Origin of the sequence: Klebsiella sp. OBRC7, assembly GCF_000293135.1 — a bacterium.
Lineage (GTDB): Bacteria > Pseudomonadota > Gammaproteobacteria > Enterobacterales > Enterobacteriaceae > Klebsiella > Klebsiella michiganensis.
In genome coordinates this window covers 76,753-88,474 of sequence record NZ_ALNJ01000004.1, presented here as the reverse complement: position 1 = coordinate 88,474, position 11,722 = coordinate 76,753, and the positions used below count along the sequence as shown (strand labels likewise).

At 60.2% G+C, this 11,722-nt stretch carries 10 protein-coding genes; 6 read left to right on the top strand and 4 right to left on the bottom strand.

Annotation, left to right across the window (positions count from 1 at the left end; all coding sequences use genetic code 11):
* Positions 1-118 precede the first annotated feature (118 nt).
* Positions 119-325, bottom strand: a complete 207-nt coding sequence (locus HMPREF1144_RS01405) for a DUF2517 family protein (protein WP_004848892.1) — start codon at positions 323-325, stop codon at positions 119-121.
* 318 nt (positions 326-643) lie between these two features.
* On the opposite strand from HMPREF1144_RS01405, the gene kdpF reads away from it, so the two are divergent.
* Genes kdpF through kdpE form a run of 6 tightly spaced genes read left to right on the top strand, consistent with a single transcriptional unit; the run spans position 644 to position 8,431 of the window.
* Positions 644-733, top strand: a complete 90-nt coding sequence (gene kdpF, locus HMPREF1144_RS32305) for a K(+)-transporting ATPase subunit F (RefSeq protein WP_009651669.1) — start codon at positions 644-646, stop codon at positions 731-733.
* Positions 733-2,412, top strand: coding sequence for a potassium-transporting ATPase subunit KdpA (kdpA, locus tag HMPREF1144_RS01395; RefSeq protein ID WP_009651648.1), 1,680 nt, complete (start codon positions 733-735; stop codon positions 2,410-2,412). The genes kdpF and kdpA overlap by 1 nt, the downstream gene beginning before the upstream one ends.
* Before the next feature lie 21 nt (positions 2,413-2,433).
* A complete protein-coding gene (gene kdpB / locus HMPREF1144_RS01390; RefSeq protein WP_004848888.1) occupies positions 2,434-4,482 on the top strand; it encodes a potassium-transporting ATPase subunit KdpB in 2,049 nt (682 codons plus the stop codon).
* 10 nt (positions 4,483-4,492) lie between these two features.
* On the top strand, positions 4,493-5,068 hold the full coding sequence (kdpC, locus tag HMPREF1144_RS01385; RefSeq protein WP_004848885.1) for a potassium-transporting ATPase subunit KdpC: 576 nt from the start codon (positions 4,493-4,495) through the stop codon (positions 5,066-5,068).
* Position 5,069: 1 nt separating this feature from the next.
* Positions 5,070-7,757, top strand: coding sequence for a two-component system sensor histidine kinase KdpD (gene kdpD, locus HMPREF1144_RS01380; protein ID WP_004848883.1), 2,688 nt, complete (start codon positions 5,070-5,072; stop codon positions 7,755-7,757).
* Entirely contained in the window at positions 7,754-8,431 is a 678-nt protein-coding gene (gene kdpE / locus HMPREF1144_RS01375) for a two-component system response regulator KdpE (RefSeq protein WP_004848880.1), read from the top strand. Before kdpD ends, kdpE begins: the two co-directional genes overlap by 4 nt.
* A 228-nt stretch (positions 8,432-8,659) precedes the next feature.
* On the opposite strand, the gene araD is transcribed toward kdpE, so the two are convergent.
* From araD to HMPREF1144_RS01360, 3 genes are read right to left on the bottom strand one after another with little or no spacing between them, the layout of a single operon-like run.
* The gene (gene araD, locus HMPREF1144_RS01370) at positions 8,660-9,355 is read right to left on the bottom strand and encodes an L-ribulose-5-phosphate 4-epimerase (protein ID WP_009651678.1); all 696 of its coding nucleotides are present in this window, start codon (positions 9,353-9,355) and stop codon (positions 8,660-8,662) included.
* Complete coding sequence (locus HMPREF1144_RS01365) at positions 9,345-10,244, bottom strand: L-ribulose-5-phosphate 3-epimerase (protein ID WP_009651662.1); 900 nt, start codon at positions 10,242-10,244, stop codon at positions 9,345-9,347. Before HMPREF1144_RS01365 ends, araD begins: the two co-directional genes overlap by 11 nt.
* Positions 10,241-11,719: an FGGY-family carbohydrate kinase gene (locus HMPREF1144_RS01360; protein WP_004848873.1), complete on the bottom strand. Its 1,479-nt coding sequence runs from the start codon at positions 11,717-11,719 to the stop codon at positions 10,241-10,243. The genes HMPREF1144_RS01365 and HMPREF1144_RS01360 overlap by 4 nt, the downstream gene beginning before the upstream one ends.
* Positions 11,720-11,722 lie beyond the last annotated feature (3 nt).

Sequence of the window (11,722 nt, the reverse complement as noted above, 5' to 3'; positions counted from 1 at the left end):
GCATGATGATAAGGCAATCTGTTGGCACGCTGTGTCGGGGAAAACAGGGTAAATAAACCAGGATATCAAGCCATTAGCTCGTTTCCGCAGCGCGCGCCCGCTGAACCATAAACCATTATTAATAAAAATCTGCGGAGACTTTTTCAGCCTGCGCCAGCCATACCGGCTGTTCGCTGGTTTTCGCCCACACGCGGTGCAGCCAGCTGTAAAAACGGGCGCGATCTTTCCAGAACAGCATTACCGGCAGCGCCAGCACGCCAGCCGCCACGGCGAAAGCGCGACGCGCAAAGATGATATGAGCAGGATAAGTTTTGTACAACGCCATAATTTCTCTCCCCTTTGTCAGGCCGGCAGGCAAAGCCGGTAAAGCCGGTAAAGTTAATCTGTTTCTCTGCTTAAAATAGTACCGCTTTGGCTGTAATTTTACTACTCATCCGACCACTAAAAAGCACGTATTTAGCCTTTATTTACATTCACCCGGTAACTTAGTTACAAAAAGGTTAAATTAATACTAACCATTAGTTAAATTGTGGTCTTGGCGATTTTTATATTTTTTTTACACCCCCGCCGCTGATTTTTGCGAAATCTTTGCGCCCGACTGCCTATTCTCCTCGTAAATCAAAAAGACACCCGGAGGTGGATTGTGAGTGCAGGCGTAATCGCTGGCGTAGCGCTGGTGTTCCTGTTGCTGGTTTATCTGGTTTATGCCCTGATACACGCGGAGGCATTCTGATGGCCGCTCAAGGATTTTTACTCATCGCGAGCTTTATTCTGCTGCTGATGATCCTGGCTCGTCCGCTGGGCACGGCGCTGGCGACGATGATCAATGATGCCCCGCTACCGGGCCTGGCCAGCATCGAACGCGGTTTATGGCGGGCGGCGGGCATTCGTTCTCAGGAGATGAACTGGTATCAATATTTATTCGCTATTCTGCTGTTTAACGCGCTGGGTCTGCTGGTCCTGTTCACGCTGCTGATGTTCCAGGGCTCGCTGCCGCTCAATCCGCAGCACCTGCCCGGCCTGTCGTGGGACCTGGCGCTGAATACGGCGGTGAGCTTTGTCAGCAACACCAACTGGCAGGCCTATGCCGGTGAAACCACCATGAGTAGCCTTAGCCAGATGGCCGGGCTGGCGGTGCAAAACTTCTTCTCCGCCGCCACCGGCATCGCGGTGATCTTTGCCCTTACCCGCGCTTACGCCCGGCAGAAAGTCAGCACCCTGGGCAACGCCTGGGTCGATCTGACCCGCATCACCCTCTGGCTGCTGCTGCCCATTTCGCTGCTCATCGCGCTGTTCTTTATTCAGCAGGGCGTGCCGCAGAGTTTTTCCCCGAATCAAGGCTTTACCTCGCTTGAAGGGGTACGCCAGATGCTGCCGATGGGGCCGGTGGCTTCACAGGAAGCGATCAAAATGCTGGGTACTAACGGCGGCGGCTTCTTTAACGCCAACTCAGCGCATCCGTTTGAAAACCCGACCGCGCTGACCAACCTGGTGCAGATGCTGGCGATCTTTCTCATCCCGGCGGCGCTGTGCTTCGCTTTCGGCGAGGTGGTGGGCGATCGCCGTCAGGGACGGGCCATTCTATGGGCGATGACGCTCATCTTCATCGTCTGCGTGGCGGTAGTGATGTGGGCGGAAACCCGCGGTAACCCGCATCTGCTGAGCCTTGGCGCCGACAGCAGTATCAATATGGAAGGCAAAGAGAGCCGGTTCGGTATTCTCGCCAGCAGCCTGTTTGCCGTGGTCACCACCGCCGCGTCCTGCGGGGCGGTCAACGCCATGCACGACTCCTTTACCGCGCTGGGCGGAATGGTCCCTATGTGGCTGATGCAGATAGGCGAAGTGGTCTTCGGCGGCGTCGGCTCGGGTCTGTACGGCATGCTGCTGTTCGTGATGCTGGCGGTATTTATCGCCGGGCTGATGATTGGCCGCACCCCGGAGTACCTCGGGAAGAAAATTGACGTCCGCGAAATGAAAATGATTGCGCTGGCGATCCTCGTGACCCCGACGCTGGTGCTCCTCGGCACGGCGCTGGCGATGATGAGCGAAGCCGGTCGCGCGGGCATGTTCAACCCCGGGCCGCACGGCTTCAGCGAAGTGCTGTACGCCGTCACCTCGGCCGCCAACAACAACGGCAGCGCCTTTGGCGGCCTCAGCGCGGCGACGCCGTTCTGGAACCTGCTGCTGGCGTTCTGCATGCTGGTTGGCCGCTTCGCGGTCATTATCCCGGTGATGGCGATTGCCGGTTCGCTGGTAACGAAGAAAATTCAGCCCGCCGGCAGCGGCACGCTCGCCACTCATGACGCGCTGTTTATCGGCCTGCTGATCGGCACCGTGCTGTTGGTTGGCGCCCTGACCTTTATTCCCGCGCTGGCGCTCGGCCCGCTGGCGGAACACTTTTCCTTACTTTAAGCGATTGCGGAGCAACCTGTTATGAGTCGCAAATCATTAGCCCTGCTGGAGCCGACGCTGGTGCGTCAGGCCCTGCTGGACGCCGTGAAAAAACTGAGCCCTGCCGTACAGTGGCGTAACCCGGTGATGTTTATCGTCTGGATTGGCAGTCTGCTCACCACCCTGCTGGCTCTTGCCATGGCAAGCGGGCAGATCGCCGGCAGCGCCGGATTTACCGCCGCCGTGAGTCTCTGGCTGTGGTTCACCGTCCTGTTCGCCAACTTCGCCGAAGCGATGGCGGAAGGCCGCAGTAAAGCGCAGGCTAACAGCCTCAAAGGGGTCAAAAAGACCGCCTTTGCCCGTAAGCTGCGCGCGCCGCAGCACGATGCGCAAATTGACCACGTCCCCGCCGAAGAGCTGCGTAAAGGCGACGTGGTGCTGGTCGAAGCGGGGGATATTATTCCCTGCGATGGCGAAGTTATCGAAGGCGGCGCGTCGGTGGATGAGAGCGCCATTACCGGTGAATCCGCCCCGGTTATCCGCGAGTCCGGCGGCGACTTCGCCTCGGTGACCGGCGGGACGCGTATTCTCTCCGACTGGCTGGTGATCCGCTGCAGCGTCAACCCCGGCGAAACCTTCCTTGACCGGATGATCGCCATGGTTGAAGGCGCCCAGCGCCGCAAGACGCCGAACGAAATCGCGCTGACTATCCTGCTTATCGCCCTGACTCTGGTGTTCCTGCTGGCCACCGCCACCATCTGGCCCTTCTCCGCCTGGAGCGGTAACGCGGTCAGCGTCACGGTGCTGGTGGCGCTGCTGGTGTGCCTGATCCCCACCACTATCGGCGGCCTGCTGTCGGCCATCGGCGTCGCCGGGATGAGCCGCATGCTCGGCGCGAACGTGATCGCCACCAGCGGCCGCGCGGTTGAAGCGGCGGGCGATGTCGACGTCCTGCTGCTGGACAAAACCGGCACCATTACCCTCGGCAACCGCCAGGCTTCGGCATTCCTGCCTGCGCAGGGCGTGGAAGAGAAAACCCTTGCCGATGCCGCCCAGCTGTCGTCGCTGGCCGACGAAACGCCGGAAGGCCGCAGCATCGTGGTGCTGGCAAAACAGCGCTTTAATCTGCGCGAGCGCGATCTGCAATCGCTGCATGCCACCTTCGTGCCGTTTACCGCCCAGACCCGGATGAGCGGCATCAACATCGACCAGCGGATGATCCGCAAAGGTTCCGTGGATGCCATTCGCCGCCACGTAGAGGCCAACGGCGGCCACTTCCCGGCCGACGTCGATAAACAGGTTGAAGACGTGGCGCGTCTTGGCGCCACGCCGCTGGTGGTCGCCGAAGGCGAACGCGTGTTGGGGATTATCTCGCTGAAAGATATCGTCAAAGGCGGCATCAAAGAGCGTTTTGCCCAACTGCGTAAAATGGGAATTAAGACGGTGATGATCACCGGCGATAACCGCCTGACCGCCGCCGCTATCGCCGCGGAAGCGGGCGTGGACGACTTTCTCGCCGAAGCGACGCCGGAGGCCAAGCTGGCGTTGATCCGCCAGTATCAAGCGGAAGGACGGCTGGTGGCGATGACCGGCGACGGTACCAACGACGCCCCAGCGCTGGCGCAGGCCGACGTGGCGGTCGCGATGAACTCCGGTACCCAGGCGGCGAAAGAGGCGGGTAACATGGTGGATCTGGACTCCAACCCCACCAAACTGATCGAGGTCGTACATATCGGTAAACAGATGCTGATGACCCGCGGTTCGTTAACCACCTTCAGTATCGCCAACGACGTGGCGAAGTATTTCGCCATCATTCCGGCCGCCTTTGCCGCGGTCTATCCGCCGCTGGCGATGCTTAACGTGATGCATCTGCACTCGCCTTCTTCGGCGATCCTGAGCGCGGTGATTTTTAATGCGCTGATTATCATCTTCCTGATCCCGCTGGCGCTGAAGGGCGTGAGCTATAAGCCGCTGACGGCCTCGGCGATGCTGCGCCGCAACCTGTGGGTCTACGGCCTGGGCGGACTGCTGGTGCCCTTTATCGGTATCAAAGCGATCGACCTGTTATTGACCCTGACCGGGCTGCTGTGAGGAAAAAACCATGTCATTCATTCGTCCTGCTGTTGTGCTGTTTATTCTGTTAACGCTGCTCACCGGCGGCGTCTATCCGCTGTTAACCACCGCGCTGGGACAGTGGTGGTTCCCGCAGCAGGCCAACGGCTCGCTGGTGCGGATTGACGGCGAAGTGCGCGGTTCCCGCCTTATCGGGCAGAACTTTACCGCGCCGGGCTACTTCCAGGGCCGCCCTTCCGCGACGGCGGAGATGCCGGATAACCCGCTGGCGTCCGGCGGCAGCAACCTCGCCGCCAGCAATCCGGCGCTGGACAAAGCCATCAGCGAACGGGTGCAGGCCCTGCGCGCCGCCAATCCGGACGCCAGCGCAACGGTTCCGGTGGAGCTGGTGACCGCCTCGGCGAGCGGACTGGATTACAGTCTGACGCCTGCCGCCGCTCTGTGGCAGGCGCCGCGCGTCGCCAAAGCGCGCCAGCTTAGCGTGGAGCAGGTCACGCAACTGGTGAACGAGGCAACGCAAAAACCGTTGCTCAGTTTTCTCGGCCAACCTGTGGTAAATATACTGCAGCTGAATATGTCGCTGGATGCCCTGAAGGATAAGTAAAATGAGTGACGAGCCGCTGCGTCCGGACCCTGACCGCCTGCTGCAACACGCCGCCGCCCCGCATCGCGGTAAGCTAAAGATATTTTTTGGCGCCTGCGCCGGGGTCGGTAAAACCTGGGCGATGCTGGCGGAAGCGCAGCGGTTACGCGCCCAGGGGCTGGATATTCTGATTGGCGTGGCGGAAACCCACGGACGCAAAGAGACGGCGGCGATGCTTGAGGGACTCAGTACCCTGCCCCAGCGCCGCCTTTCCCACCGCGGGCGCTACGTAAAGGAGTTTGACCTTGACGGCGCGCTGGCCCGTCGCCCGGCGCTGATTCTGGTCGATGAGCTGGCGCACAGCAACGCGCCCGGCTCGCGTCATCCTAAACGCTGGCAGGACGTCGAAGAGCTGCTGGAGGCCGGCATTGACGTATTTACCACCGTTAACGTCCAGCACCTCGAGAGCCTGAACGATGTCGTCAGCGGCATCACCGGCGTGCAGGTTCGCGAAACCGTCCCGGATCCGTTTTTCGACGCCGCCGACGATGTGGTGCTGGTGGACCTGCCCCCCGACGATCTGCGTCAGCGGCTCAATGAGGGAAAAGTCTATATCGGCGGCCAGGCCGAGCGGGCCATCGAGAACTTCTTTCGCAAGGGCAACCTCATCGCCCTGCGCGAGCTGGCGCTGCGCCGTACCGCCGATCGGGTCGATGAGCAGATGCGCGCCTGGCGCGACCGTCAGGGCCAGGAAAAAGTCTGGCATACCCGCGACGCCATTTTGCTGTGCATCGGCCATAACACCGGCAGCGAAAAGCTGGTCCGCGCCGCCGCCCGGCTGGCGGCCCGGCTGGGGAGCGTCTGGCATGCGGTGTATGTTGAAACCCCCTCTCTGCACCGCCTGCCGGAGGCGAAACGGCGGGCGATTCTCGCCGCGCTCAGGCTGGCGCAGGAGCTGGGCGCGGAAACCGCCACCCTCGCCGATCCTTCTGAAGAGAAGGCCGTTCTCCACTACGCCCGCGAACATAATCTCGGCAAGATAGTGATTGGCCGCCAGCAGAAAAGGCGCTGGTGGGATCGCAGCGGCTTCGCCGATCGCCTGGCTCGTCACGCGCCGGATCTCGACCTGGTGGTGATCGCGCTGGATGAAAAGGCCGCCTCCCTGCCGGCGCGCGCCAGCGATAGCCGGACGGCGATGGAAAAATGGCGTTTGCAGCTTCAGGGGTGCGTCGTCGCCATCGCCCTGTGCGCGGTTATTACCGTCGTCGCCATGCAGTGGCTGATGGCCTTTGAGGCCGCCAACCTGGTGATGCTGTACCTGCTCGGCGTGGTGATTATCGCCCTTCTGTATGGCCGCTGGCCGTCGGTACTGGCGACGGTGATTAACGTGGTCAGCTTCGATCTGTTTTTTGTCGCGCCGCGCGGCACGCTGGCGGTTTCTGACGTGCAGTATCTGCTGACCTTTGGCGTGATGCTGACCGTCGGGCTGCTTATCGGCAACCTCACCGCCGGCGTACGCTACCAGGCGCGGGTAGCGCGCTATCGCGAGCAGCGCACCCGGCATCTGTACGAAATGTCAAAAGCGCTGGCGGTGGGCCGCAGTCGCGAAGATATCGCCGCCACCAGCGAGCGGTTTATCGCCTCAACGTTTCAGGCGCGCAGCCAGCTGCTGCTGCCCGATGAAACATTAAGACTCACGCCGCTGACGAAGCCCGCGGCGGCAATCACCTGGGATGACGCGATTGCCCGCTGGAGCTTTGATAAAGGACAACCCGCCGGTGCGGGCACCGATACGCTTCCCGGAGTGCCCTACCAGATCCTGCCGCTGAAAAGCGCCACCCGCACCTGGGGACTGCTGGTCGTGGAGCCGGCCAACCTGCGCCAGCTGATGATCCCCGAACAACAGCGCCTGCTGGAAACCTTCACCCTGCTGGTCGCCAGCGCGCTGGAACGGCTGGCGCTCACCGCCAGCGAAGAGCAGGCCCGGCTGAACAGCGAACGGGAAAGCCTGCGCAACTCGCTGCTGGCGGCGCTGTCCCACGATCTACGGACTCCGCTTACGGTGCTATTTGGCCAGGCGGAGATCCTGACGCTCGATCTCGCCAGCGAAGGATCGAAGCACGCGCCGCAGGCCAACGAGATACGCCAGCACGTGCTCAATACCACCCGCCTGGTGAATAATCTGCTGGATATGGCGCGGATCCAGTCCGGCGGCTTTAATTTGCATAAAGAGTGGCTAACCCTGGAAGAGGTCGTCGGCAGCGCGCTGCGTATGCTGGAGCCGGGGCTCGGCGGGCGGCATATTCAGCTTGCGCTGCCGGACCCGCTGCTGCTGGTTCACGTCGACGGTCCGCTTTTTGAGCGGGTACTGATTAATCTTCTGGAAAATGCGGTGAAATACGCGGGAGCACAGGCGCAAATCGGCATTACCGCGGACGTCGATCCGCACACTTTAGTGCTTGAGGTATGGGATAACGGACCGGGTATTCCCGCCGGGCAAGAACAGGCTATCTTTGATAAATTCGCTCGCGGCAATAAAGAGTCGGCGATCCCCGGCGTCGGGCTGGGGCTGGCCATTTGCCAGGCGATCGTTGAGGTGCACGGCGGGACCATTAGCGCCGCGACGCGCCCGCAGGGCGGCGCCTGCTTCCGTGTTACACTGCCGAGGGAAACGCCCCCTGAACTGGAAGAGTTAGCCGAGGAAATGTGATTAACGTTCTGATCGTTGAAGACGAAAATGCAATCCGCCGCTTTCTGCGCACCGCGCTGGAAGCCGACGGCATGCGCGTATTTGAAGCGGAGACCCTGCAGCGCGGGCTGATCGAAGCCGCGACCCGCAAGCCGGATTTAACCATTCTCGATCTTGGCCTGCCCGATGGTGACGGCAACGCGTTTATTCGCGAGGTTCGCCAGTGGAGCCAAATGCCGATTATCGTGCTGTCGGCGCGCACCGAGGAGCAGGACAAAATCGCCGCGCTTGACGCCGGTGCCGATGACTATCTCAGTAAACCCTTTGGTATTGGCGAGCTGCAGGCGCGGCTGAGGGTGGCGATGCGCCGCCATGCCGGCGCCCAGGCCGACGAACCGCGGGTGCGTTTTGCCGATATTGACGTTGATATCCCCGCCCGCCGCATCGTACGCGGCGAGCAGGAGATCCACCTGACGCCGATTGAATTTCGCCTGCTGGCGGTACTGCTCAATAATCCCGGCAAGGTGCTGACCCAGCGGCAGTTGCTCAATCAGGTCTGGGGGCCGAATGCGGTGGAGCACAGCCACTATCTGCGCATTTATATGGGGCACCTGCGGCAAAAGCTGGAGGCCGATCCGGCGCGTCCGCAGCATTTGCTGACCGAAACGGGGATCGGCTATCGATTTATGCCCTAGCCGTTGTCCCCGGCTCGCGCTTCGCTTAGCCGGGCTACCGCCATCGTCTGCCAGGCGCTAGCCCGGACAGGCGCGTCAAGCGCCGCCTCCGGGAAATGTGCCAGGCTTCATAAATCAACGCTGTTTCATCCCGGTGGCGCTGCGCTGACCGGGCTACGGGTTCACCGTCGACTGCGAGCCGGTAGCCCGGATAAGGCGTTTACGCCGCAATCCGAGGAAGGCAGGCGATTATTGTCCGTAGTAGGCCCCTGCCCCGTGTTTACGCAAATAGTGTTTATCCAGCAGCGTCGCAGAGACCGGCTGTTCGTCAATGCTCAACTGGCGGGTCCACATATTCATATAGGCAATCTCCTCCAGCACCACCGCATTATGCACCGCGTTCGCCGGATCTTTTCCCCATGCAAACGGGCCGTGGCCGTGGACCAGCGCGGCGGGTACGCTGAGCGGATCGGTATGCTGCGCGCCCAGCGTTTCAATAATCACGTGACCGGTATTGGTTTCATAATCACCGCGGATTTCATCATCGCTGAGCGGGCGGGTACAGGGGATCGGCCCATAAAAATAGTCGGCGTGGGTGGTGCCCATCGCCAGCAGCGGCCTGCCCGACTGCGCCCAAATTGTCGCGTGGCGCGAATGAGTATGCACAATTCCGCCCACGCCGCTAAACGCCTTATACAGCTCCAGATGGGTCGGCGTATCCGACGAGGGCTTATAGCGCCCCTCCACCACCCTGCCGGTCGCCAGCTCCACCACCACCATATCCTCGGCCGTCATCACGGCGTATTCCACGCCGGAGGGTTTGATTACCACCAGCCCGGCCTCGCGATCGACACCGCTGACGTTGCCCCAGGTAAAGGTCACAAGATGAAATTTCGGCAGCGCCAGATTGGCGTCAAGAACCGCCTGCTTGAGGTTATCCAACATACTTCTCTCCTGAATTCACAATGCCTTCATACTGAGGCGGGCGAAACGCCTGCTGGTATTTATCCGTTAGCCACGCTTTAGCGTCGGCGATTCTCTCGCTGTCCCGCCCGTCATTTTTGGCCCACATCTCAATCAGCCAGGCGCCGCGATAGTTCAGCGCCGAGAGCGTACGAAATATCTCGGTAAAATCGACGCAGCCGGTACCGAATGGCACATCGCGAAACTGCCCCAGCGAAGCGTGGGAAACGGGCTGGGTATCCTTCAAATGAATGGCGGTGATTTTATGAATGCCCTTCCTCAACTCTTCGGGAACGTCGTTTTGCCAGGCGCTTAAGTTGCCAACGTCCGGGTAGACGCAAAACCACGGGCTGCAAACCTTCCGTTCAAGATCCAGCCAGCGGGAGATATTGCTCATAAAGGCGGTATCCATAATCTCCATCGACAGCATCACCTGCGCTTTCGCCGCTTCAGCCACCGCCCAGTTGATGCCCTCAATAAAGTATTCCCGGGTCTGCGCCGAAGAGGATTCGTAATAGACGTCATAGCCTGCCAGCTGGATGTTGCGAATGCCGACGTGGCTGGCAAAATCCAGCGCATCAAGCATCAGTTCCCGCGCCTTGAGCCGGGTATCACGATTGACGCTACCAAAGGGATGGCTGCGGTGCGCGGAGAGGCACATGCTCGGCACATCAATGCCGCTGTTAATTTTGTCGGCCACGAACGCCAGCCTCTGCCCCCGGTTCCAGCGCAGCCTGGCCTGGCGCTCGGGGCTTTCGTCAACGGAGATTTCAATAAAATCAAAAGCCAGGCCCGCCGCCATTTCGAAGCGTTGCGGCCAGTCCAGCGCCGCGGGGAGCGCTTTTTCGTAGATGCCAAGTCTGGGTTTCATTGCGCCGCTCCCGTCGCCCTGGAGAGGCTTTGCGCGACCGCTAAGTAACGGGCATAGCCTTCACGCAGCTGCTGATGCCGATTGCTGTCGGGTTGGTAGCAGACCACCTCGGGCTGCGTGGCGGCAATCGCTTCGCTGAAGTTAGCGTAGGCGCCGCTGCCGGCCGCGGCGCACAGCGCGGCGGCTCGACAGCCGGCCTGTTCGATATCCACCACTTCCAGCGGAAGATTGGCCGCATCGGCGTACATCTGCGTCCAGCCTCTCGACTGGCTCGGCCCGCCGGTAAAGCGAATTTTTTGAATATCCCGATTGAGTTCAATAATGCGGTCCTGATGCACCAGGTGAGAAAAAACGATGCCGCGATAGATGGCCGCAATAATATCCTTTTTCGTATGATGCCCCGCGAGGCCCACCAGCGCGCCGGGCAGATCCATCGCCAGATTAGAACCGAACAAATAGGGTAAAAAAATGAGGTTGCTGTCGGTATCTTGCGCGATCCAGCTTTCGAAATGGTCGTAGCAGCGGTCATCGTCAGGGAAAAACTGCTTCACAAACCAGGAGAGATTGCTCGCCGAAGTGGGGCTGCCCTCGTGAACGAAGTATTTGCCCGGAATGCAGTATTTCCCCCAGATGTAGGGAAAGTCGCTGGCAATAATGCTATCCGTCACCGAGGTGGCGATGCTCCAGGTGCCGGCCACCGCGCTCAGGGTATCGGCCCGGTCAATGCCCGAGGAGACGGCGGAGGCCACCACGTCGAAAAAGCCACCGAAAACCGGCGTCCCCGGGCATAAACCACAATCCAGTGAGGCCTGCAGGGTAATGTGGCCTACACAGTCCGTCGAGTTCACCACCGGCGCGGTTTTATCCGCCACTTCCTCAATGCCAAACAGCGCCATCATGTCGCGGTCATAGCGGGAGGTAAACTGGTTATAAAAATTGCTGCCGGAAATATTGGTGATCTCCGCCGTCGCCTCGCCGGTCAGGCGGAAACGAACGTAGTCGTGCACCATTAAAACGGCGTCGATCCTGTCGTAATTAGCCGGTTCATGCGCTTTCAGCCACGCCAGTAGCGACACCGGATGTCCGGTCCACAGCTGCTGCAATCCTTTTGGGTATGCCAGCTTGTCTATACCTTCGCGATACCATTTTTTAACAAACGCCAGCGCCCGGGTATCGGATGAGATAATCCCGTTGCGCACCGGCTCGCCTTTTTTGTCAATCGCGTAGAGCCCTTTGCCGTGTGAGGAGAAACCAATCCCGCCGATGCTTAGCGGCGGTACCTGGCTTTCATACAGCGCTTTTTTTATCACGCTGCAAACGGTATCCCATAGCTCATGCATGTTCCGCTCGGTAAAGCCCGGCTGTTCGGATAATACCTGCGCATATTGCGACGCCACGTGAATCTCTTGCCCTAATTCATTATATATACCGGCTTTGGTGACCGTACCACCGATATCAACCCCGATAAAATTCATATC

What these genes read in the sequence shown, in the direction of transcription:
- HMPREF1144_RS01405 (WP_004848892.1), bottom strand. Translation starts at nt 325, where the DNA reads ATGGCGTTGTACAAAACTTATCCTGCTCATATCATCTTTGCGCGTCGC.
- kdpA (WP_009651648.1), top strand. Translation starts at nt 733, where the DNA reads ATGGCCGCTCAAGGATTTTTACTCATCGCGAGCTTTATTCTGCTGCTG.
- kdpB (WP_004848888.1), top strand. Translation starts at nt 2,434, where the DNA reads ATGAGTCGCAAATCATTAGCCCTGCTGGAGCCGACGCTGGTGCGTCAG.
- kdpC (WP_004848885.1), top strand. Translation starts at nt 4,493, where the DNA reads ATGTCATTCATTCGTCCTGCTGTTGTGCTGTTTATTCTGTTAACGCTG.
- kdpD (WP_004848883.1), top strand. Translation starts at nt 5,070, where the DNA reads ATGAGTGACGAGCCGCTGCGTCCGGACCCTGACCGCCTGCTGCAACAC.
- araD (WP_009651678.1), bottom strand. Translation starts at nt 9,355, where the DNA reads ATGTTGGATAACCTCAAGCAGGCGGTTCTTGACGCCAATCTGGCGCTG.
- HMPREF1144_RS01365 (WP_009651662.1), bottom strand. Translation starts at nt 10,244, where the DNA reads ATGAAACCCAGACTTGGCATCTACGAAAAAGCGCTCCCCGCGGCGCTG.
- HMPREF1144_RS01360 (WP_004848873.1), bottom strand. Translation starts at nt 11,719, where the DNA reads ATGAATTTTATCGGGGTTGATATCGGTGGTACGGTCACCAAAGCCGGT.